Origin of the sequence: Shewanella oncorhynchi, assembly GCF_012584455.1 — a bacterium.
Lineage (GTDB): Bacteria > Pseudomonadota > Gammaproteobacteria > Enterobacterales > Shewanellaceae > Shewanella > Shewanella oncorhynchi.
This window is the reverse complement of sequence record NZ_JABAEB010000002.1, coordinates 125,076-149,955: the sequence shown is the minus strand read 5'-3', so window position 1 is coordinate 149,955 and position 24,880 is coordinate 125,076. Positions and strand designations below refer to the sequence as shown.

The window sequence follows — 24,880 nt, the reverse complement described above, 5'->3', positions numbered from 1 at the left end:
TGGATAGATGTCGAGATGAGAGATGCAGAAATGAGCGAGTCTAAACCAAAAGGGTGGCAGTAGACGAGTCTATTGCCACCCTAAAGTGAGATTTGTTTAGCACTTAGTATCTTTAGCTTTAACACCTTCTTTGACTTCTTCACAGGCATCTTCGATGGCGTTACCTGTATCAGTCATTACTTCATCGATTTTTTCGCCCGCGTCTTCGGCTTTGTTATCACTACAGGCCGTTAAACCTAGGGCGAGTAATAATGCGAATGCTGCACTTGTCATCAGGGTAAATGGTTTCATATCTATCTCCTTTTCTAAAAAAATTATAGTCGCGGTGATTTACCCTTAAGGGCATTGATCAGCAGAGAAATCACTAATAACACAATAAATATGAAGAAAATGATTTTCGCTATTCCCGCCGCTGCGCCAGCAATCCCAGCAAATCCTAACAACCCGGCAATCACGGCAACAACTAGAAATACTAATGTCCAACCTAGCATAATAACCTCCTGCCCTTGTATTAATCCTTCTCATGACCGTTTGTGTCACTTGTAAGGTAACGGCTAATGGCTCTTACTTGATTGCGATCTTAATGCCAACTTTAAAAATTTTAAGTAGTTAATTGATTTTAAATATAATTTAAATCATTTTATTTAAAATAGTGTGAGTGAATTAAAAGAGGGGTAGGCAATTTTTACCTAAGCTTCGGTAAGAGTTTCAGCCTAATACGTTGAATCAAAGACTGTGAGCTGATGTCGTTCATAAGTAAAGACAAATAAAAGCCGACACTGTTAATTCGTGAATCAATTCATTAATTAATCAGTGTCGGCTTGTTCTCTATGGGCTTTTTAACGCCAAGCAATTACTGTGGTTAAAAACGCGCGGCGCTCAATGATTGCTGTCATCAAAACTTCCCTGTTTTGATGAGCCGTCATGCGAACGTGCTGGATGCTAGCGAGTGCAGCAGTGCAAATCAGATGGAGTCATTACTTGCCAATATGTTGAAATTAATCAGCAAGTTATCTCCGTCAATCAAGATGTACTTTGATGTACTTTGGTAAGCTTTTTAGGCTTGCCGAATCAAGCTGGTCACATCCGCTAGCATATACCTCTCCTAAGCTTGGCAGTTTGGCCAGAGGCGTGAGATTGGACACTTGGGTGTGGGATATATCAAGGTCTTTTAGCCCTATTAATTTTTTTAATGGCGTTAGGTCTGTGATAGAAGTGTTGGCTACCTCTAAATTCCATAATTTAGGCATGTTGGCCAAAGGGGTCAAGTCAGATATCTGAGTATTATTTAGCCTGAGCAGTCTAAGCTGAGTTAATTTCGCTAGCGACGCCAAGTCTGTGACATCAGTATTGCTGCAAATCAGATAACGTATATTAGTCAAATTGGCCATTGGTGATAAATTGGTCACTTTAGTGCCGTGGAGCACAAGAGTATTTAGTTGTCGCAGTCCCGCCAATGGCGTCAGTTCGGAGACTTGAGTGTATCCCATATAAAGAGCATAAAGCTTTGATAGCCCTAATAGGGACGTTAAATCTGCCACGGTAGTGCCCGAAAAAGAAAGCCATTCAAGTTCGGTTAGCTGGGCTAAGGGTGATAAGTCTGAGACTTGTGTGTCATTAAATTTGAGAGTGTTCAGTTGGTTTAAATTTTCTAATTGATGCAAGTTGTTCACTTGTGTACGGCTTAAATCCAAGTTTTTCAAGTAGGTCCAAAGTTTAAGCGGCCGTAGATCGGCCGATTGTAAGCCGCTTAAATTGAGACTCGCTGCATTCTCATGTCCACAACGTGCGAAAGCGACCGCTATCGCCTTGCGGCTCAAACTCTCTTCGTTATCATAATCGCGGCAAAGCTCGGGCCACAGGCTATAGATGGATGCTGAACCATCAAACTGTCCTTCGGTGAAATTATGTATCCACAGCTCAGTGACTTGCTGCTGGCGGTAGTTGGGGGAGAGCTTAACCGCAGGGTTGAGGATGATTTTACTCAGCAGATGCAGCGCATGATCCACCTTATCTCCGAATATGTCATCTCTATCGGGGAATTTTTCAGTAAGCTGCTCAACTGTACCAAACAGCTTGTCGATAAATTGGCTGTGTTGCTGACGGCTATTGCCGTTTTGGGAATAGTCTTCAAACACCAACTGCCAGCATTCGAACCAGCTTTGGCTATTACAACTTAAGGTCAGGGAGTCGACCAACGTTGAATTACAGCTCAACTGTGACCATTGCCCACTAATAAAGTGGGCGGCAAAATATTCCTGAAAAGACAAGTGACTGAAGGCAAATACTGCCTCGTGCCCTTGCTTGGCATCCTGACCCCTGTCGATCAAAAAGCCAGTACGGCGCTTGATATAATCGATCAAGCTTTTGGCGGTTTGTTGGCATTTGTCTTTATCTTCATAGACTTCTTCTAGCTCTTTAGCGAAGAATCTTGTCAGTTCACTTTCTGTAAGGTTGGTGACGCGGCCAACCTCATTATCAAAATAGAGCTTTTCAATTTGAACACTGTTGTTGCCAGTTTTACCTAATAATTCACTCAGCTTGCCTAACTGCATCGCATAGGCCAGTTTCGCCAGCCAGTTGCGTATGTCGGTATAGTCGAAATCTTCACTGTCGATAAAGTTATTTTTTATGCCTCTGGCCCTGTCCATGCTAACCAAATAGGTCTCGATGATTTTCTGGTAGAGTTCTGCCCGACCATTAGGCAGGCGACCACGGCGTTGTTGAATAAAGCTGATCATATTCAGCAGTACAGGGGTGCGCGATAAGTTATTGAGCGCATCGTTACCGTCAAAAGCGGCCTGTAGATCGTCGATAAACTGCGCTTGTGCATCGCTAGTGTTTACATAAATGTGGCACCATTTCTGGCTGAACTGGAGTCGCTGCTCATTATTGAGTGGCTGGATATAATAGAGCCCAAAGTCATGCAGTTGGGATGCATCAATCTTACGCTTAAGTCTGTTTGGATTGGCTAGCTTAGGGTTAAGCCCATCTTTAGCCTGAATATCAAGTTCATCCACCTCATTCAATTCGTGTAAATCTAGTGGCTGATTTTTATCAATATTGGCAAAGGGCCAAAGCAAGGATGCATCGAAACCAACAACCCGCGCGGTCATAATGCATCGGCATGATGGATATTGGCTAAACAGAGTTGCTAGAGTTTGCCCCAGATTCAGCATTTCCTGCTTGCCGATTTCATCCAACCCGTCGACCAACAGTAAGACCTGACCATTGGCCATGACCTCAGTGAGCTTATCTAGATCCAACAGTTCACCAAGGGAGCCTAAATAACTCTTAAGATTGGCGATAAACTGCTCTGCGTTGACGGACGTCGTGAGAAAGGCACGAAAATCCCTCACCCTTAAAAGGATTGGCAGTAAGGGCCCCATAGCCTGTTGCACATAGTTACTTCTATGATGGGCTAGACTTATTGCCAGCCAATGCAGAAAAGTCGTTTTGCCTATCCCTGGATCACCTAATATAAATTGGCGCGGTTTTGCTGCTAACAGCTTGGCTAGACTGATGTTGTCTTTGGCCTGCAGCGTTTGCTGCGCAGTATCGAAGTTTTTGGCGCTGGTGGCACTGGTGCCAAAGCTTGGTAGCACGAAGAGATCATCGATAAAGGCACTGTCTTGATCTGTATCGGCATCATCATCCAATAGAGCTAGGCCTTGATTATTCAGGCAACCATAATAGTCTGCTAATTGGCGGCAATAGCGGTCAAATCCTTCACGGTAAAGGTCAATAAATTTGCTTTTATCCGAGGGCTCAAATTCGGGGAAATACTTCATACTATTCGACCTCTGGGACTGCGCCTGCGGGAGTGGATGTATTATAGGATTGGATGAGTTTATGCAGGTAATCTCCCCAAGCAGGCAAGTTACCATTTGCCTCTATTTCTGTTAGCAAACTGGCGAAGCGAAATTCAGTGATTTTATTGGGATGTATAAATGCGCCGCGCGCCTCGGTATTCGAACTTGTGAGATATTTAAAGGCGGGTATTTTAGACTGAACTCGTGATGAACAAAATTCAGCTACATCATTAATTGACTTAGCGCTGACGCTGAGCATCTCGTAAATCTCTCTGTAACTCACATAAGCACTGGCGAGAAACAGTAGGGATTGAGCATGGTATTGATTTTGGTTTTCGCCGTTGGTTTTGCTGATAAAGGCAGCCAAACGATTACAGATCATTTTCAGGCGCCGCGGATTGGCTGGCAGGTAGTTTTGTCGTTCGAGCTCAGCTTTAATTGCCGCAATAATGTCGCTGTATTTGTCGTGTTCATGTGTAAATATTTTGTTTAAATTGTTCGCTACAAAGTCGGCAATATTCTGTTGACTGGCAATGGGCAACCTGTGGGCGTCTTGGCAAAGTTTTTCTAGATATTCAGTTGCATCGTGATTCGATAGGTCTTCTATATTGCCCGTATTTCGTAGTTGAGCGTGTTCGAGCTTAAAGCTGGCTTCCAACTGTGCAGGGTCGATAGCAATGATGAAAATACAGTTTTCTAAGTTGAGGTGAACCTTGATGCCCTCTAGCAGTTTTTTGGCTGTTGCCGCATCACAGCGATCAAGATCATCGATAAAAATAATACATTTTCTATCTGTCTCACCTATCTTAACTTTGTTTGTCAGTAAGTGATCTATGGCGGTGCTGAGGGCATTGTTTATCTGATCGGTTGAGAGTTGGCTGAGTAAATTGTCTCTTTCGTACTTTTCGCCGATGGATGGGAACTTATCCAGGCCAGAAACCATGCCCCCACTTAACATTTTGATCGAGCCATCAAGCACACTAAGCCCCGCCACTGCACTGACATTGAGTATTTTTCCCGTTTGGTCAAAAAGCTTTCTCTTCTGACTGAAGGACTGACGCATAGTATGCATAAGGGCGATAATGGGCTGAGGCTCATGTTGATAGCGCCATGCTTCGAACCATACGCCATGGTAATGCGGGGTAGCATCGTTAGAGGTAGGAACCGCTTCACCCTTTATCGAAGGTGGGTTCTCACCGAATAACTGTGCGTATAACTGCGCTAAAACGCTGGTCTTGCCGCTGCCCCAATAACCTGTAATAGCGATGGTTTTAGGTGCCTGACTCTGACGTATCTCTTCAGCGATACCTTCTACAAAAGTAGTGTAAAGGCCGAAGTCGTCGGTTAAGACGGGCAAGTCGTTTAAGCTTTGATGAGCCATGCGGTATCCATATCCTAGCAGTACATACAATTCGATTAACGAGTCGGTATCTTACGGTGTTTTCCCTTTAGATTCTATTGGCTTGTTAGTCAGGCTTGACCGTATGTGGATCGTCACAGTTAATGCCGTAAGTTGCAGGCGGGCACTGTCGCGGCAGTGGCCATCGGGAAAAGGGACTTTTCCGTTGAGCCCCCAGGGATGGGTTCACGGCGTGCCACTAGAGCGACAGTGCTTAGCTGCATTGGCACAAACAAAGCCTATAACTCAAGAGATTAGATTGGCAATAACGTAGGCGCTTCGATTTAACGAGGTAGTGAAGAAGACTGCATCAAGCAGGGAGTTGAGTCCCTACTTGATGTCTCTATTGTCCCGTAGTGCTTAAAAACGATTTAGCGGTTTCCAGCGCTGCAGGCTAACTGGAATGCTCGCGCCTTGGGATAACAGCAGGTTAATGCGGGATTGATATGCTGCGCCCACCATTAAATGTTTGGCTAAATCCACCGCATTACGGGCCTTATAGTCATCTAAATAACTGCCTTTTGCCCAAGCGTTAAATGCGCCGAGCGCTGGGCCAGCCCAGATTTGGTAATCCATTTCGCGGCCGATTTCACCTGTGTTTGACCAGCGGCTAGACAGACCCAAATACCAGCGGAAAATCAGCGCCATCTTACGTTTGGGGTTATCCAGTGCACGCTCGATTTGTTTAGGATCGCGCTCGTTAAAGTGGGCGACAGTGCCCGCCCAAATATCATCGAGTGATGAGCGGAACACTTGCTCTTCGAGCTTTTTACGCTCGTCCACAGGGATGGCATCAATCGAATCGTAACGGGTGTAGATCTCATAAAGCTTATTGGCGCGCATCGGGAACAAAGTACCGCGCTTAACCACTTGTAATTTCACGCCCATTTCGAACATATCGGCGGCAGGCGCCATAGTCACATCGGCCATTTCTGTGGTGGCGAGTAACTTACGGGTGTGTTCGCTGGCGCCCGCTTCGACGCAAGCTTGGTTGATAGAACCTGTGACGATGAATGCCGCACCCATGTTGAAGGTGGCTAATGCTGCATCGGGTGTGCCGACGCCGCCGCCTGCGCCCACACGGATGGGCGTTTTATATTGATACTTAGCTTGGATTTCATCTTTGAGCGCCAAAATCGTCGGTAATAGCGTGACTAACGGGCGATTGTCGGTATGACCACCAGAGTCAGCTTCGGCCGTGATGTCGTCCGCCATCGGCACGAGTTGCGCCATCGCCATTTGGTCTTGGCTGATAAGGCCGTCACTCACTAGTTGCTGGAGGATTTTGGCCGGTGCCGGCTCCATAAATTTAGTCGCGACTTCGGTGCGGCTGATTTTGGCGATGACTTTGTTGCCAATGACTATCTCGCCATGTTCGTCGCGGCTCAAACCCGCCGCGCGGTAATAGACGATTTGCGGCGTTAAACCTAAAAATGCCGAGGCTTCGACCGTGCGCACTTTATGTTTTAAAAACAGCTCAACACTGCCGCGCTCTAATGCGGGCTCGCTTGGGCTGTGAATTAAGTTAAAAGCATAAGGACCATTAGGCAGCGCCGCCTGAATGCGAGTAATGGCCGCTTCAACGCGGGATGGAATTAACCCCGCCGCGCCAAACGAGCACAAAATGCCCGCTTGACCTAGCGCGATAACCAGTTCTTCCGAGGCAATACCGTTGGCCATAGCGCCAGCGTAGTAAGCGTATTTAACCCCGTGTACGCGGCGAAAATTACTGTCGCCTAAACTTTGGGTGCCAAGGGCGGGCGCAAAGGCGCTGACGGGGTGTGAGCCTAGTGGCGCTTGGCTGTCGCTTGTTGTTACTTCGGCCGTTTGCGCTATGCCTAAGCCTTTTTCACTGTGATTCACTAAGTAACAGGCTTGGCTTAAATCTTTGAGTTTTTTGCCTAATGCGTCGATATCAAAGCTCAGCGCGGCATCGTTGACTTGCCACGGCCAAGGGCTGAGTTTTTCGTTATTACTATTGAATTGATCTAGAGTATGGCTAGTCATCTTGGGTCTCGTTTTTATTGCTGCTGCGTTGCTTTTACCTGGGTAAAAAGTTCGGGTGTAAAAAGCCAACGCAGCGGCAGGATTATTTTTAAGTGATTCAATAAATAGAATTTACCGCATTAAGCTTCTTCAATACAGATGACGATATCTTTGACTTCATAAATCCGCAGGCCATCTTTACTCAAGTTAGCATCGCCCATAATGATGCGTTTGCCATTATCGTCAGTCACGCTGGTAATGTGCACATCCAGCGACATCTGCTTGTTTAATGGGTTAATTTGGCCGCGATACTTCCATTTGATATCCGATAATATCTGGCCGAATTTTGGACTCTTAAAGCCAGCGCCAAGGTCTTGGTCAATCGCATAGGTTTGCATTAGCTCGATAATGGCTTCAACCCCTAATGAGCCTGGCATTACCGGATCTTGATGGAAGTGGAATTGGAAGAACCAATCACTCGGGTCAATGGTGCGCTCGGCGTATAAATAGCCAAGGCCCGCTTTACCGCCGGCTGTTACGATTTCAGCCTTGTCGATAAAGTTAAGTTGACCGCCCGCTAAACGGTAATGCGGCTGACCTTCTGGCGCGTTAAAGCTGCGATGCTGTTTATCTAACAGATTGATTTGGCTATCGGCGACTATGCCATTTTGCACATGCCAAGGTTGAGTTGTCTTGCCGTTGTCTATGCCAAGTTGGTTTTTCAGCGCATCGCCCTTGAAGTAACCAAATACCGCTTTACCTTGGTAGAAAGGCTCGCCATCGCAGCTTAACTCGAAGCTGAAATTCTGAATAATGTTGCTGCCAGCAATCACAGTCGATAACAGACGTGAGTCGTTCACTATGGTTTTGCCGCGTAAATCCACGTGGCGCAGCAACTTACCGCTACCGTCTAAGTTACGGAAGAACAGCTCTTGGCCGGGGAAGCCCAAGGTTGTGCCCATATAGCCCGAGATAAAGCCGTTTGGCTGCAGTGATATTTCCATTAGCACTGAATAGGGCATCACGGCGTGATGACTGTTTTTATTGTAATACCAAGCATTTGCAGGCACTTCGTATTCGGCGATACACGAAGAAGGCTTTTTCAGCTCGCCGCGTTTGCCGTCAATCGCAATGACGCGGGTGGTGAGCTGTAAATCACCGCAAGGCGTGCGCGGTGGAATAAGGCCGCGATAGATGCTGAAATCAGGGCCGAAGCAGTTTTCGATATCACCCGTGGCAAATTCGAACATGTGATACGGCGTGAACGGCAGGGTATCGGGCACGCGGTTGGCGTACTTTGAATCCGCTGGCGCAATCGGCGCAGGCACATGCTTAAGCGGCACTACGCCTTTATTGGTTGGCGCAGTTAAATCAGGCAACTGTGCCATCAGTGGCGCCGCTAACGATACTGATGTTGTTGAAACCAACGGCGCAGCCGAAACAGCATTTTTAGCTACATTTCTAGTCGTATTGTTAGCTGTGCTGTTGGCATTATCCGCGAGGTAGCGGGTGCATTCGGCTTCTTCTTTGATCATCACCCCAAGGTTTTGGAAATCCACTACCACTTTGCCATTGAGCAAAATATCGATATTCGCTTTAGCATACGGGCGCGGGCTCATACCGATTTCGGTGATTTCCATGCGATAGGTGAGCAGGCCAGATTGCGGCAAAACTTGACCGCGACAGCGCACTTTTTGTGACGCATTTTCGAGCGGTTGGAAACGACCATCTTTAACGCCGAGGTGCATACCAATATGCAGCATAAAGAATTGCAGTAATTGACCACAACCTTCGGCCATTAATGACCCCGCCATCACTTGGTCGCCCTTGAAATGACACGGGAAATACCAATGATCAGCTTCGAGCTGCTTATGGCCTTGAACTGAGCCTAAGCCCCACGCGCCGCCATGCACCTCAAGATTGCTGACTTGTTCAATCATCAGGAATTTTTCGGATGCAAAACATAAAGAGGGCTGCAAACCATATTGGGCTTGATGCGCCGCATGGGCGCCGCCAAAACAGCCACCGATATCGGCGCCGAGCAATTTATGGATTTGACTGTAATCAAATTGGTTTTGCGCGCAATCAAGCAGCGGATTAAAGCGCGGTTTATTCGGATTATTCAAGGCGAAGTTGCGCGCTTTGATTTCAGCTTCGGTGTGAATAACACCTTTGCCGTCGGCCAGCTCTTTATCGGTGAAGAAGCCGGCACAGCCGCCATCCATTTTCAGGATTAGCTTGTCGCCCACGAAACATTCGTAGGAGAAGAAGAACAACAAGGTATCGCCATTGCGGGCAAAGTGATTGATGGAAATATCGTAGCGCAGGGTGTCGCCACCGCGCGGTAAGTCGCCAAGGAAGGTCAGGGTGCAATCGAGCAGACGATAAACGCGCTCGCCTTTATTTTCAAAATCGATACCTAAGTAGCTGATCAGCATCAAGTCGCATTGACCCGATTCAACCGCCACGGCCCAAGGGATTTGGCCATCGACCAAATACGGCGCGTCCACAGGAATATCGTATTCCGTGGTCATAGTGCAAGGCTGATATTGGTTCATCTGGGCGTTTAATTTCGTTACCCGAGATACCAGTAAATAGTCTGTGGTTGGCAGGCGTACACGGCGCGAATAGCTGTCGATAATGGCGTAATCTGGGCCAAATACTTTAGCAATATCACCTTCGGCGTACTCGACTAAATCCGCATAATCCCAAATGCAAGGCTTGCTTATCGGTGTTGGCGGCGTGTACAGAGGCACTTTTGCATGATTGGGATAAAGCACTGGATGTGGAAGAACCGCTGTCGCAGATGCTAGAACTATGGCTTGCTGTTGTACTGGCGCAGCTTGGCCAATTGATGTCAGTTCGCCCTTAAGCTGGGCTTTCATCAAGGCATCGGCCAGTTTCAGTCCTTCAGCGCGACTTTGCAAAAAGGCTAAATGCGCCTCACGGGCGAGTTGCTGATTGCTTAAAAATGCCGCGTCTTTTAGCTCTGCTTGAGTGGCGTTGTTATTGGGCGTGCTTAGGGCATTCATTGGCATGCTGCTTAATGTCTCTTTTTGTTGAGCCGTGGTTGGGCTGCTTATTGCAAAGCGACTCGTGTCTTTGCTCGCTATTTGGGCAAAATGTTTGCGTTGGCTGCGCGCTGGCAGTGCTGTCATGGCTTGGGCTTTTTGTTGTATAGCATCAAGGCCTGCGAGCGGCGTATCAAGGATATGCTGATAGATATCGCGGCCACCGAGCGTTACTTGTTTTATTAAGTGTTTTTGCTCAGAAAGCGTTAAGTCTTGTTCAAGCCTTTGCTGCAAACTGTGCGCTTGCGTGGCACTTTGGCTGAGCAGTAACTGCGAGCATTTACCTTGGCTAAAAGTAGCAACGAGTGCGTGCTGCACTTGATTAGCTTGTTGCTGTACTTGGTTTTTTAATTGCCCATGATTTTTAAATTGTCCGTGATTTTTAAGCTGCTCATGATTTTTAAGCTGAAGCAGGGCGCTCAAAATACTCGCCATTCCCGCAGCAGCAAAGTTGTGGCCTAGGGTATCAGCGGCTTGGCTGCGCTGGTTCACACTCGGCAGCAGCGTATTGAGTACCAGCTCTGAATCGGCAAGTTGCTCAACCGCAATACTGGTTTCAATCAAGCTAATCTGGCTGCTATTCACCTTGGCTTGGGTTAGCAAGTCATCGCAAATACGCGCAGCGTTGCTGTGACCTTGTGGGTCACACATAGGGCCAAACACTTGGCCGCTGATGTGACCATAACTGTCGCCATAGCTGTTGCTATTACTTTGGGCATTGGCATCGTTATTGCGAACTTCAATGCTTGATTGCGCTGTCGTGAGCACTAATGCGCCTGCACCTTCACCGACTTTCCAGCCTGCGTCAGTGGCAGTAAATGCCACTGGTGATACGGCGTTTTTGAGGATCACTTGCTCTAAACTGCCACTTAAATCGACGGCGGCGATCACCACTGCATCTAAGGACTCTTGGGACAAGAGGTTCTCGGCCACATCGATACAGCGAGCGACCGAAAGCTCGGCCGCCGAAATGGTAAAGGCGGGGCCGTTAAAGTCCCAAAGGGATGCGATGCGTGACGCCATGATGTTGCCAATAAAACTGGTGTATTGGTTCAGTTTGGCGGCATCGAGCACACTGTCCATGGCGATTTTTTCAAGGGCGAGATACTCAGCTTGTGTGAGTGTTATTCCTTGTTTTTTAAGGCTGTCGGCCAGTTGTGTGTGTAGATTTACGCGGCCACGGAACTGGTGTAATTCCAGTTCGGTTTCCATCGCCACTAATACTGCAACCTTGCCACCGGGCTTTAAGTTCGCATCACGAATCGCTTCATCGGCCACTTTGATCAACAGCAGTTGCTGGGAGATCAGGCGATCATCCTCATTGGGCGGCACTTTAAAGCGCAGGAAGTCAAAATCGAACTGGTCGATATAGGCGCCTTGCGGGACAGAGGGCAAACCAAAGTTAGCTAAAATCTCAGGATGTTTATCTAAGCCTTTCCAGCGTTTAGCGGGCAGCGGGATAAAGGCATCTTGCCGAGCATGAATCGTGTTATCCAGTGCATTAATGGAGGTTAAAGGCCCAAAGTGCGATGCTAAACCAATGATATTTAATGGCGTGTGCTGGTAACTTACAACGGCAGCCGGTTGTTCACTCTTTTTGTTTGTATTGGCAGCATAAGATTCCAGCAATAAATGCGCGTTACAGCCGCCAAAACCAAACACGGAAACACCTGCGTGGCGGCGGTCATTGCCAGCTTTATCGGGCCAAGCATGCAGTTCTGTCGGTAGATTTTTAGCGCTAAACAAACCCTTAGGCGAAGATATCGGCGCTGATAAGTTAATACTTGGCGGCAGTCGACCCGAGCGCATGGCAAAAATCATCTTCATGATCCCCGGCATGCCCGCGGCTGTGAGTAAATGGCCTAAGTTGGATTTTGCCGAACCGATCAGCGGTACCGCAGAGCCCGCGAGTTTGTCCTCAAAAAAGCGTTCCATCGAAGCGAGTTCGACCTTATCCCCAAGCGGCGTGCCCGTGGCATGGCATTCAATCACTTCGATATTGGCAGGCAGTGTGTTTGCGGCACTATAGGCGCGCTCGAAGGCTTGCACTTGGCCCTTGCTGTTGGGGCTTAATACAAACTGGCCTTTACCGTCGTTCGACAAACCAATGCCGCTAACGACGGCATAGATGTTATCGCCATCGCGCTCGGCATCTTCTAAGCGTTTTAAGACTAAAACCCCAGCGCCTTCTCCGGCGAATAAGCCCTTGCTGTTGCTATCAAAGGGCGCCGAGATACCGTGATCTGGGTAGGCGTGGAAAATTGAGAATCCCATGTTGATAAAGAAGGGATCTGCACCCGATACCGCGCCCGCAAGCATCATATCGGCCTTGCCTGTGGTCAGGTAATCGCAGGCGAGTTTGAGCGCATAAACCGAACTGGCGCAGGCGGCGTCCAGACTCAACTGAGTGCCTCCTAAACCGAGCGCATCGCTGACCAGCTTTGAGGCTGTGTGAGCAACGGCGCCATTGGCGACGTTTAATGCTTGGCTATTGGCATTGAGATCGTTAACTGAGTTGCCAAAATCAGCCAGCTGAAATGCGCTTTGGTTAAGTTTGTTTTGCAGCGCCTTTTCAACGGTTTGATGATACAGAGGCAAAAATAATTCGTTGGAGCGGGCCGTGGGGAACGACAAGGTTCCCATTACGATACCTGTGCGCGCCAGTACGGCATCGCTTGGTGCAATCCCTGCGTCTTGAAGGGCTTTACGACTGCAATCTAGTGCCCATAAAAAGCTTTCATCTAAACCGTCAAAGGCAGACTCAGGCAGTTGATAACCTTTGGTATCAAACTCAAAGTGCTGGATGTAGCCGCCCTTATCACAGTAAAAACGGTCAGACTGACCCTGCACACCTTGGTAATCGGCGGGATTGGCATTGAGCTTCTCGCAGCTGATTTGGGTGCGAGAGTCTTTTTTATCCAACAGATTTTGCCAGAAGGTTTGTGGATTATCGGCGTCAGGATACTGAGTCGCAAGACCGACAATCGCAATTTTTGACGCACTTTTTGATGCGCGGTTTGACGCAATGGTAGGCACGGTAGTTTTATCAATAGTAGGGGAATGCTGAGAACTCACTGGGGTTCTCCTTGTGGTGATACTGCTGATGATAAAGGGGCTGCGTTAGCACTTAATGGCTTAATGAGCGGCGCGAGCGACAGCGGCACTCTGTGGCTTATCAGCTGAGCGAAGCACTTGAGTAAGCTGGTAATCGCATCGGCACCCTTGGCATTGCAAGCAATGGCGACTGTTGCCTCGTGCACCGTGCTTTGGCCTGCATGGGCATGGCTGATTTTATCGATAAGTGTGCTGGTTTGCCTATCGGCGCCCACTTCGACAAACAGTCTTGCACCCTGCTCAGTGGCATTTTGAATGAGCGCACTAAAGTCGAGTGGCGAACAAAAGGTATCGGCAATCGCGCGGCCAATGCTGTGGCTATCCACGGTTACTGGCGCAGTTTGTGCTGCGCTAATAAAGCGAATAGGCAGATCTTGCGCCGCCGCTTCCAGCGCCTTAGGTTTCAGTGCCTCAGGTTTTAGTGCTTGAGTATAAAAATCTTGTACTTGCCCATGGACTAACATGGCTGGCGCGGTATGCATTGCCGTGACGCGATTGGCGGCAATCCCGCGTTTGCCTAACGTGGCAAGCAGGGCTTTGCAGCTTGTTTCGCAGCCTGCAATGACGCAAGTATCACCTTGGGTGATGGCTAAGTAAGCGCGAGGGAACTCTGGCAATAATGCTTTGATTTCATTGCTGTCGGCGCGCACCACAAAGCTGTTCCACACTATGGATTCATTATCCTTAAGCTGCCATGCTCGGCGGACTGCAGTTAGCTCGCCAGAAATGGCATGGTTGAAAATATCGCTATTTTCGGTGGCGTTGATCATAGCATGGGGTGTTTGCCACACATCTAGGCTGGCCCACATGGCTGCTTCGCCCATTGAGTAACCTAGCGCCATTTTGGGCTTAATATTAAAGACTTGGGTCAACAGTTTAGTGAATAGGTAGCTGGCGCCCACGCCACTAATCGCTTGCTGGCTTAAGCTCATGCCAGCTGCGTTTTTTACATCTGCCGCATAAATCTGCGGTGATTGCAGCATGGCGCTTAAATCGCCTTCACGTTCTAGCTGGTGATACAGCGCGGGGAAATACTCATGCAAGTTATTGAACATATTGGCGTAAACAGTGCCAACACCGGGATATACAAAGGTCAGCCCCGCATCCCCTAGCGGCTTAGCGGTAAAACAGCTACCCGCTGGCGTTTTAAAGTGCTGACCATGATGACGCACAGCATCATTTTCAAGCGCCGAAAGCATAGCTTTGGCTTCAAGTTTGAGGTCATCAATCGATGCTGCCATCAAGACTAATGCCAGTGGTGCGTTGGCATCATAGCGTTCAAACCAAGGTTTGAGTTGCTCAGCGCGAAAGTCAGCGTGCAAGCCGGCGCCATTTTCCAGTGTGTTAACTAGTTGCAATACTTGCGCGATGAGTGAATCAATATTGTCAGCACTTATCGGCACAAACAGCCGGTTTTCATCAACAAGAGCTTTGGGCGCAATAACTTGTGTGCCTTGGGTCAGCACAATACTTTGGTTTAGATGTCGAGATTCATCCGCGTGACTTGACGTTTTAGCGACAAGATTTAGGCACAACACCCGTGCTTGATGTTGATCGCTAAACCAATAGCCCGCTTGATGATTTGTGCCATTTGCCTCTTTAATATCAGTTGCGCCACGAAGCGGCGCTTGTGTTCGCGCAGCGAGGGCGGTTACGCCTTGGCGCAGCGCAACAAAGGCCTCGTTGAGTGTGTTGGCGACAAGCTGATGCTGAACGGTTTGTGCTGGATTGCGCTTTGTCGCCCCTAATGCCTTATTAGCAACAGCTGCCGCATTAGCAACACCTGTAGTCTCATTGCCAGCGGCAAAGCCAGCAATAAACGCGTGGGCGTGGAGGCGCAGTTTGGCGGCGCGTAAACCATCGAGTAAATACAGAGACTGGGGCAGATTGCCATCATTGAATTTAAGTTCAACGAGCTTGCCTTGCTCAATGGCTGTTGTTGCTTGGCCTAACAACGCAGTGAGCGACCTTTGCTCATGCACTGACGGTTCATGTACTGTTGATTGGTTGGCATCTAAAGCGCAAATTTGAACTCTTTCACGTTCCGCAAACGTCCCTAATACTTGGGCTGAGTGAGAGTCAAGATTGACCGCGTCGCCAAGCAACACTGCAATACGCAGTGGCTTGGCAAGCTTTTCAGTCATAGCAGTGTCTGCTATCGACGTTTCAGTTTGGCTGCTATGTAGAGTTGCTAAAGTGTGGGCTAAATTCACTCGACTTTTGCCTCCACGCTTTCAATGGCTTTATTCGCAGCGGTTTGATTAGCAGCAACTTTATTGGCTAAGAATGCACCGTTAAGGTTTTTGCTGATGGTGACTTTGGCGTTGTTCATCTCGCAGCTTAAGCGGCCATCTTGATGATACAGCGTGATATTGGCTTCAAGGGCACGGCCTGAGTGTTTCACCACCTCGAGCACTAGATACCCTTTATCGCCAAAGGCAAACGGCGCATGGGAAATAAACTCCCCAATGCTTGATGGTAAACTCGCCGCGCCATATTTGAGTCTCGCCCACACCAGCATCGCCTGCAGCAACAAATCTTCCGCAAAGGCTTGTGAGCCTTTAGGGGCCAGATTGGGCACAAAACTCCCGCAGTCCGCTAACGCAATATGGGGTAGGCTCACCTTGGCGATTAAGCTCGCATCGTCAAATTTCAATACAGACTCAATACCTTGCAGTCTTGGACCGTGGAAAAGCGTGCCGTCGCTGTAAAGGCTGCTCGCGGTTGTGATGACAGAAAGTCCTGCCAAACTGTGCGCGTCAAAAGCAGTTGCTTTGCTGTTAGTGGCTAAGTAATCAATAGCCGTGTCATCAACCATTAAAATAGCTTGATATTGCGGACGACCTTCAAAGCTGATTAAGGCATTGAATTGTCCACTCAAGCACTCGTCAGAATCTTTCGCGGCTTTATCCGTTAACGCAATCGGTGCAAGTTCAAGTTCCAGCGTGATGGGGGCTGCACTTTCTAACACTCCATTTTGTAACACGGCAGTGTCGAAAATAATGCCCTTCAATAGCTTGTAGCTTTGCACTTTGACAGGCTGCTTGAGCACATCAAAGGCGGCTTCACGCATCCACTGAATCGCGCACACAGTCGGTAATACGGGATTACCATTAATGCAGTGATCTTCAATAAAGATCATTGCCTTAGGGTCCAGTGTGCGCTGCAGTGTTAGCGGTCGCGTGAAAGCGATTGCAGCAAGTGTTGATGCCAAAGCATGCGGATCCGACGCGTCAGTGGTCAGATCCGCTTCAGGCTTTTTTAGATTGCTACCTTGAGTTGCTTGCTCGTCACTTGGAACTGTGCCTTGCATATCAGTACCGACCAGCAATTGTGCGCCTGTGTTGCTCAGTAATTGGCTAGCAAATAACTCAGCGCCTGCCTTTAGCGGGATCACATAAACACCGCGATCGATAAACATCTTTTTCAGCGCAGGATTCACCATGCCGCCGTCCCACGGACCCCAATCGAAGCTCATCACTTTGGCATTTGGCAGTTGCTGCGCCAGTTGCAGTGCGGCTTTGTTGAGTATGTCGTTGGACATGGCGTAATCGCTTTGGCCAGTATTGCCGTAAAAACCCGCCGCCGAAGAGAATAGGGCAATCAGTTTTAATTTATCTAAATCCAGTGCGGCAAGTAGATTGCTTATACCAGTGACCTTAGTGCCATACACCCGTGCTAACTCATCTAAGGTTTTGTCTTGGATGTGTTTATCGGCGAGTACGCCCGCACCATGGATGATGCCAGTAATAGGCGACAACTCGGTGATCGGCACTATCGTGCTGGCGATCGCATCTGGATTGTTAACATCGAGACTTAAGTACTCGGCGCTCGCGCCCACAGCGGTAAAGGCTTGCAGTGCTGCTGCAATTTCTAGGCTGCTTTGAACTGGCCATACTAAGGCATCCACTTGTTTTGGCGTGGGTTTCTCGCCCAAGCTTTGAATGTGGGCAATAGCTGCGGCTTTAAGTTCACTGTTATTCTTACCCTGTGCCCAAGCGGGAATGGCTTGTTGGCTGCTTCTGCCAGCAAGGATAAAGTGCGCCTTGCTGCGTTTGGCTAAACTTAGCGCACATTCAAAGGTCACACCTTTTGCGCCGCCGGTCACCAGTATTTTATCTGCACTCGTCAAGTTTGCCGCGCTGTGGCTGGTATCAGCCTTGCCAGCAACTAAGGTTACGCGCTCAAGTGCTTGGGCTGCGCCTTGGCTAACACCGACTTCCAATACGTTATCGGTTGCAAATAGCTCAGCGATCACTGCATTGGCCAGTTGCTTGGCATCAAGTGCTGGCGCGATATCTAAGGCGCGGCAATGCACGCTTGGCCACTCGTGACTCAAGGTTTTAGTCAGACCTGCCAATGCCGCTTGGTTTAACTCGCTGCGGGCAATTTGGCTGTGGTTAAGATAGCCAAAACCACCGTCGATACGACTGACGCTGATAAAGCTACTGCCAGTATTGGCGGTTGCTGCTGCTGTTGTTAAAAGCGGTTGTAAGTGCTTGGCGAACAAGAAGGCTTGTTCGACCGACGCTTTGGCGGCACTGGACAACACTAAACCTTTAGTATCTGCTGAGGTTTTATGTTGTGGTTGCAGATGAATAAAGCCTGCAACCGTACCTAAGCTTTTGATCTCATTAATTACTGCACCAATGCTGGCATCGTCAATCGCCGCCAATGTGAAGCTGGCAATGTGGCTATTGAGCGGTGATGCACTGGCTACAAGGCTTTCTGGCGAGCGTACAACCGCAACAGTTAGACCTTGAGCATGCAATTTTTCGGCAAGTACGCCAGCATTGTGACCATCATCGCTAATGATAATGCAGGCATCTTTAGCAAAAACGCGTGGCAGACCTTGTTGCGCTGATTGCTTTGACGATTGCTGTGGCGATAGTTGCGCTAGCTCAGCCGCCGCTGGCAACTTTTTTAGCACCACCTCACTGTGTGGCGGTAAATCGATAGTAGGTTCAGGCTGAACGACAGCGCTAACTGGCGCGGCATTCTGGCTTACCGCGTTTTGGCCTAGCTTGCCTTGCATATAGCTAACGATTTCACCTAAGGTACGACACTCGGCCAGATCTTCAGGATTGAGTTCAGGCAAACCCGGTAGCTCGTCTTGCACTGTGCCTAAAATTTCAACGCGCTTGATGGAATCTATACCTAAATCGGCCTCCATATCCATGCTGAGTTCTAGCATTTCAGTGGGGTAGCCAGTCTTGTCGGCCACTACTGACATCATGGTTTGTTGGACAAGTGCAGCACTTAAGCCGTTATTTGTTGTAGCGGTAACAGTGACTTGCGCTGCTGTTGTAGTTGAAGTCGAGCCAACCGCAGGTAGTTTGCTGTTCATGTAGTCAACGATTTCACCTAAGGTGCGACACTCGGCCAGATCTTCTGGACTGAGCTCTGGTAAGCCCGGCAGTTCGTCTTGCACTGTGCCTAAGATTTCAACGCGCTTGATAGAATCGATACCTAGATCAGCTTCCATATCCATGCTCAGTTCCAGCATTTCAGTGGGATAGCCTGTTTTGTCGGCCACCACAGCCATCATGGTTTGTTGCACTAACGCAGCGCTTAAACTGCTGGCGGCAGGCGCGGCAGTTGTCACATGAGTTGCTACGATAACTGCGCCCGCTGCAGGCAGCTTGTCATTTTGTGTAAGCTTACTTTGCATGTAGTTAACGATTTCACCCAAGGTGCGACACTCGGCCAAATCTTCTGGGCTGAGCTCAGGTAAACCTGGCAGTTCGTCTTGCACTGTGCCTAGGATTTCAACGCGCTTAATTGAATCGATACCGAGATCGGCTTCCATATCCATGCTGAGCTCCAGCATTTCAGTGGGGTAGCCTGTCTTGTCGGCCACCACAGCCATCATGGTTTGTTGAACAAGTGCAGCGCTTAAACCGCTGGCTGCAGGAGTTGTTGGCGCTGTTGTAGAAACGACAACTTGGTCAGACGCTGGCAATTTGCTGTTCATGTAGTTAACGATTTCACCTAAGGTACGGCACTCAGCCAAATCTTCTGGGCTGAGCTCAGGTAAACTCGGCAGCTCGTCTTGCACTGTGCCTAAGATTTCAACGCGCTTAATCGAATCGATACCGAGATCGGCTTCCATATCCATGCTGAGCTCCAGCATTTCAGTGGGGTAGCCTGTCTTGTCAGCCACCACAACCATCATGGTTTGTTGTACTAACGCAGCGCTTAAACCGTTAACGGCAGGTGCGGCTGTTGCCACTTGAGTTGCAACATTTGCAGCAGTAATAGGCGCTACGATAATTGAACCCACTGCTGGAAGCTTGTCATTTTGTGTAAGCTTACTTTGCATATAGTCAACGATTTCACCTAAGGTACGACACTCGGCCAGATCTTCTGGGCTGAGTTCAGGTAAGCCCGGCAGTTCGTCTTGTACTGTGCCTAAAATTTCAACGCGCTTGATGGAGTCGATACCTAAATCGGCTTCCATATCCATGCCAAGCTCTAGCATTTCAGTGGGGTAGCCTGTTTTATCTGCAACCACAGCTATCATGGTTTGTTGAACAAGTGCAGCACTTAAGCCGCTCGTTGCTGGTGCCGCAGGTGTCACTTCTGGCATCACTACAGCAGGCATGACTAATGCTGGAGCAGCAGGAGTTGCTGGCGCAACTTGTACAGTCACAGCTGGTGCATAAGCAACGGGAGCCGTTTGCACAATAGGCGCAACAGATGTGCTAACTGCTGGTCTCGTTGCAACAGCTTGAGTCACTGGTGCGGCATTGTGTGCCACTGTCGTTGCCGCAACAGGCGCTGGAACTGGCGCAGTTGCTCGTGGCTGACTTGCAACTGCTGGAGTAAAGTTAATCGGTGCATTGTTTAACATCGCCAAGGCCGCTTGGCTGCTACTGCTTTGTAGCTGCATAAATTCGGTGTGGCTTTGCAGGGTTTGCGCTTGATGCTGGTGGAACATTTCCATCGAGCGTTGCAGGCTTTCAGGGATTGCAATGCCAAGGCTTGCCATCTTGGCTTGTTCAGTCATCAGTGTCGTGAAGGTATCGCCGTATTGCTGCGGGATAGCTAAAAACTGTTGATGTAACTGCGCCGCTTGAGATTGTGCGCTGAAAAATGCCGTTAACGCATCGCTGCTGACGTTTGATGTGCTTGGGCTCAACGGCGCAGTTGCTTGTTGCTGGTGATTGTTTAAGCCTTGCGTCACGCTTGAGGATTTTTGTTTCATTTCAACAGTTGCCACTTGATTCGCTTCCTCTTCTATTATTTTTTCAACAACTTTTTCGACGATGACTTCTTTCTCAACGATTTTTTCGACTTCTCTTTCGACAACCGTTTCAACAATGCGATCCACATATTGCACTTGGCTAGTCACGCTGCCTGTGGCGAGGGATTTGGCCATCTTAGCTTTGGTCGCAGCACTAATATGGTTAGTGGCGGTGAGTTTGATGTTCATCGCTGATGGCGCTTCACGCTCGGCAATCTCTTGTGACGTGACGGCTTGATAGGGGTCAACCTCAGTTAACGCCACACCGGCTACCGCGAGTTGCACTGCGGCTAAGCGTAATTGACTGTCACTGTCGCCCTTAGGATTCGGGTTCATGCTGACAAGGCAAAGCTCATTTAAGTGTTCACCTAAGGTATTTTCAACTAACTTTTGCAGTATGTTTTTAGGGCCAAACTCAACAAACACACGGGCGCCAGCGTCATACATGGCCTGCAGTTGTTCGCTAAAGCGAACCGATTGCAGCATGTGTTGCTTAAATTCTGCTTTAATCGCTTTGCCATCACTTGAGTGTAGTTGACCTGTGCCGTTGGCATAAAGCGCGATTGAAGGTGCGCTAAATTTTGCTTTATCAATGGCTTTGGCAAAGCGTTTTTGTGCGTGTCCAACCAATGGGGTATGGAACGCGCCTGAGACAGGCAGGGCAATCGCTTTAAAGCCCAGTTCGCTAATGGCTTTAGCGGCCAGCTGAGTTTGTTCTGTGCCACCTGCGATGACTAATTGTGTCGGTGCGTTGTAGTTGGCAATTTTAACGCCATCAAACTGGGCTAAACAGCTATTGATCGCATCGATATCATTCTTTTGCTTAAGAATAATCGCGAACATGGTTCCTAAATCAACTTGAGTCCCAGTATCGCTCGGCACTTGCGCCATGGCATGTCCGCGGGCGAAAGCCAGTTCGATGTAATCCTCATTGGAAATCACGCCTGCCGCACAAAGGGCTGACAATTCACCAAAGCTATGACCCGCCACCATATCGGGGGCAAAACCCGCTTGCGTTAATAGCGAATATTGCGCCATTGAAATCGCGCCTATGGCGCTTTGGGCGAACAGGGTATTGGTCAGCGCCGCTTCTTGGGCTTTAACCGCATCGGCATCGAATGCCGGAATAGGGTAAAGGATGTTTGATAACGGCGTTTGGCCGTGGTGAGCAAATATCTTATCGCTGGCCGTCACTTGTTGGCGCATTTCCGGGAAATGGCAGGCGAGTTCGCGGCCCATGTTCAGGTATTGTGAACCTTGGCCGGCAAACAGGGCGGCTACTTTCTTTGATTCATTCTTGGCCACTAAGGCATGAGAGCGGTAGCTGATACCAGAAGGTAATTGCCACACTTCAATTGCATTGGTTTCTAAATGCGCAATCGATTGATTTAGCTGAGCTTGCAGCTGAGCGATATCCTTAGCCACAAAACCTAAACGGGCATCTGTGTCTGCCAGCACGCGCAGCGGATATTGCTGAGCGATAGCGTTTAGGCTCGCAGCGCTGCTCTTATTCGCGTTTGCGCTTGTGTTCACGTTTTGGCTCAGCGCAGCTTTTAACTCGCTAAGCAGCGCGGCTTTATTGGCTGCGGCAAACAATAGCGTTTGCGGCACACTGCGCTGACGATATTGCTCGTCACGGCTGTGCTCAGGTTTGTATTCTTCTAATACAAGATGGAAGTTCGTACCGCCAAAACCAAAGGAGCTTACACCTGCACGGCGCGGCGTTGCATCGGCGCGCTGGAACCATGGGCGAGTTTCGGTATTTAAATAGAATGGTGAGCTTTCGATATTCAGTTTTGGATTAGGCTTGCTAACGTTAATGGTCGCAGGCAATACCTTGTGGTGCAGCGCTAGCGCGGCTTTGATCACCCCAGCAGTGCCTGCTGTGGATTTAGTGTGGCCCACTTGGGATTTTACTGAACCTAACGCGATATGTTGATTTGTGTCGTTGCCTTGGGCAAATACTGATTTTAAGCCATTAAATTCAGCCACATCACCTGCGGCAGTACCCGTGCCATGGGCTTCAACTAAGCCAATGCTGTGCGGGGCAAAACCCGCATCGTCGTAAGCGCGTTCGAGAGCTTTAGCTTGGCCCTCAGGGCGCGGCGCATAAATACTCTTAAACTTACCGTCAGATGAGGCGCCAACGCCTTTGATGACGGCATAAATTCGGTCGCCATCGCGCTCGGCATCTTCAAGGCGTTTAAGCGCGACCATGCCGATCCCTTCGCCGATCATCATGCCTTTTGAATCGATATCAAAGGGTTGAATGGTTTCGTTAGTGGTGAAGGCTGGCGTTTTTGAGAAGCTCATGTACATGGACGGCGAGTTGTCAGTACAGACACCGCCGGTTAACATCATGTCGCTGCGACCTTCGGTCAGTTCAGTCAGCGCCATACGCATAGCGGCAAGCGAGCCCGCACAGGCTGCATCGACCACACAGTTCATGCCGCCAAAATCAAACCGGTTGGCGATACGGCCTGCAATCACGTTACCGAGTGAACCTGGGAAAGAGTTTTCTTCCCAGTGGATATATTGGTCTTGGAACTTTTTGATCAGCATTTCGCTGTCTTCATCGCTCAGGCCGCTGCTTTTGAATACTTTTTTCAATACTGGATATTGCAGGCGCGAGTTCAAGCTCTGACTGATTTTTTGACCACCGCCCACGCCTAGCGTGATGCCGATACGATCGCGATCATAATCGGTGGGCAGATTTGCATCGGCGAGCACTTCTTTGGCGACAATCAGCGACAGCAGTTGCGAGGTATCTGTTAGCTCAAGAATATTGGGTGGCAGACCAAATTCCATTGGATTGAAGTCGACTTCTGGTAAAAAACCACCGCGTTTACAGTAGCTTTTATCGGCTTTGCTTTTGTCGGCATCGTAGTAATCTTCGGCGCGCCAATGGGTGTCTGGGATGTCAGTAATGGCATCGATTTTTTCGCTGATCAAATCCCAAAATTTATTTAAATAACGCGAGTTAGCGAAGATGCTGGCCATGCCGACGATGGCAACGGGCATATCTTTTAAACGTTTGTTGAGTCGTTTATCTTTTTTTGACTCAGTCGCAGAATTAGGTACAGAAGGGGTATGGCTCATAAAGAGTCTCCACGGGTCGACCTGGATACGGTGACCTTGTTTTGGGATTTAGCCGCGCTTGTCTTTGGCGTGCCATGGGCACCGGGAAAACGGGCTAAGAAGGTGTGATAGTTGCGAACGAGCAACTTTCGTAAATGAAACGGCCCATGTTTGAGGACATAGGCGATATATCTATTGGTCGCTTGGGTATTGCTGTCTTGATAAATATCGAGGTAAATCCAATCACTTGCTGTGTCTACGCCTAATAGTACTGAGCTTGGAGCTTGCTCAGTGAGCTGCGGCGGTATGGTGAGTGACACCACTTGCACCACAGTATTGCCGTCGGTACTCGGCAATGCGAGCGCCTTAGCCAAGGTTTCTGGATTGACCGTATAGGTTTGGATATCGCTGCCTTGCGTCACAGGCAATTGATTAAAATAGCGTTCGGGGACTTGCGGTGCTTCAAATTCATCGAGCCGCGATATGCCGTAGCGCTTTAAGCAACGGGCAAGGCCGGAGCGCGACACATTGGGATTAATAAAGGTTTGGGTAACCTGAAGTAATCTATCTAAGGTGAGTTTGAGTTGATAGCGTAATCCCACCACCACATATTCTTCCATCGGCGTGAGCGTGGTATTGAGGTGATGGGGCGTGTTCGAACTGTTACTAATGGACTCACGCTTCCGCCATTTACGGACTGTTGCCTCAGTAATATTTAAAATTTTTGCCAACTGGCTGACGCTCAGATCCGATTGCTGGATAAAGAGTCGCATTTCAGGCGTGGTGGTGGCGTTGCGATGCCGAGGTGCGCTGTCTTTTTTCGCCGCTTGAGTCGTGCTCTTGGGGGCGTAAGACGGCGCTTTAGATTGAGAGTCGCGAGCTGCCATTAATAATAATTATCATCCGACATAATCTATTGGGACTGAGAAGCCATTTTGGCTGAGTCAGCTGTGGCACTCTTGAAGAACATAGTGACACTCATCGTAAAACCTGTGCTTATCATCTGTGTCACTTAATGGGGATGCAGATTACCTGAGGTTTCGGGTCGATACAATCATCTGGGACTGGAATTTATTGGCTTTCGTTGAGTAATGGTATTTTCTGTGCGTTATGTTGGGTTTTTACTGACAGCTTGGGCTTTTTAATACTTTGATAGTGGAAGAATTAAATTTTT

At 48.8% G+C, this 24,880-nt stretch carries 9 protein-coding genes; all 9 read right to left on the bottom strand.

Annotation, left to right across the window (positions count from 1 at the left end):
- Positions 1-96 precede the first annotated feature (96 nt).
- Positions 97-291 carry a hypothetical protein gene (locus tag HGO26_RS02980; RefSeq protein ID WP_028760637.1) on the bottom strand — a complete coding sequence of 65 codons (195 nt, stop codon included), beginning with the start codon at positions 289-291 and terminating at the stop codon, positions 97-99.
- A 23-nt stretch (positions 292-314) separates the two neighbouring features.
- Entirely contained in the window at positions 315-491 is a 177-nt protein-coding gene (locus tag HGO26_RS02975) for a DUF1328 family protein (RefSeq protein WP_028760636.1), read from the bottom strand.
- A gap of 528 nt (positions 492-1,019) precedes the next feature.
- The gene (locus HGO26_RS02970) at positions 1,020-3,791 is read right to left on the bottom strand and encodes a leucine-rich repeat domain-containing protein (RefSeq protein ID WP_168823221.1); all 2,772 of its coding nucleotides are present in this window, start codon (positions 3,789-3,791) and stop codon (positions 1,020-1,022) included.
- A gap of 1 nt (position 3,792) precedes the next feature.
- The gene (locus tag HGO26_RS02965; protein ID WP_168823219.1) at positions 3,793-5,193 is read right to left on the bottom strand and encodes a KAP family P-loop NTPase fold protein; all 1,401 of its coding nucleotides are present in this window, start codon (positions 5,191-5,193) and stop codon (positions 3,793-3,795) included.
- A 378-nt stretch (positions 5,194-5,571) separates the two neighbouring features.
- Positions 5,572-7,218: an eicosapentaenoate synthase subunit PfaD gene (gene pfaD / locus HGO26_RS02960; RefSeq protein WP_168823217.1), complete on the bottom strand. Its 1,647-nt coding sequence runs from the start codon at positions 7,216-7,218 to the stop codon at positions 5,572-5,574.
- A gap of 119 nt (positions 7,219-7,337) precedes the next feature.
- A complete protein-coding gene (locus tag HGO26_RS02955; RefSeq protein ID WP_168823215.1) occupies positions 7,338-13,343 on the bottom strand; it encodes a beta-ketoacyl synthase N-terminal-like domain-containing protein in 6,006 nt (2,001 codons plus the stop codon).
- On the bottom strand, positions 13,340-15,595 hold the full coding sequence (locus HGO26_RS02950) for a PfaB family protein (protein WP_168823213.1): 2,256 nt from the start codon (positions 15,593-15,595) through the stop codon (positions 13,340-13,342). The genes HGO26_RS02955 and HGO26_RS02950 overlap by 4 nt, the downstream gene beginning before the upstream one ends.
- Positions 15,592-23,727, bottom strand: coding sequence for a type I polyketide synthase (locus HGO26_RS02945; RefSeq protein WP_168823211.1), 8,136 nt, complete (start codon positions 23,725-23,727; stop codon positions 15,592-15,594). Before HGO26_RS02945 ends, HGO26_RS02950 begins: the two co-directional genes overlap by 4 nt.
- Positions 23,724-24,593, bottom strand: a complete 870-nt coding sequence (locus HGO26_RS02940; protein ID WP_168823209.1) for a helix-turn-helix domain-containing protein — start codon at positions 24,591-24,593, stop codon at positions 23,724-23,726. Before HGO26_RS02940 ends, HGO26_RS02945 begins: the two co-directional genes overlap by 4 nt.
- Between the last annotated feature and the right edge of the window lie 287 nt (positions 24,594-24,880).

Coding starts and splice junctions, on each gene's coding strand:
- HGO26_RS02970 (WP_168823221.1), bottom strand. CDS start 3,791: ATGAAGTATTTCCCCGAATTTGAGCCCTCGGATAAAAGCAAATTTATT.
- HGO26_RS02940 (WP_168823209.1), bottom strand. CDS start 24,593: ATGGCAGCTCGCGACTCTCAATCTAAAGCGCCGTCTTACGCCCCCAAG.
- HGO26_RS02975 (WP_028760636.1), bottom strand. CDS start 491: ATGCTAGGTTGGACATTAGTATTTCTAGTTGTTGCCGTGATTGCCGGG.
- HGO26_RS02980 (WP_028760637.1), bottom strand. CDS start 291: ATGAAACCATTTACCCTGATGACAAGTGCAGCATTCGCATTATTACTC.
- HGO26_RS02965 (WP_168823219.1), bottom strand. CDS start 5,193: ATGGCTCATCAAAGCTTAAACGACTTGCCCGTCTTAACCGACGACTTC.
- pfaD (WP_168823217.1), bottom strand. CDS start 7,218: ATGACTAGCCATACTCTAGATCAATTCAATAGTAATAACGAAAAACTC.
- HGO26_RS02945 (WP_168823211.1), bottom strand. CDS start 23,727: ATGAGCCATACCCCTTCTGTACCTAATTCTGCGACTGAGTCAAAAAAA.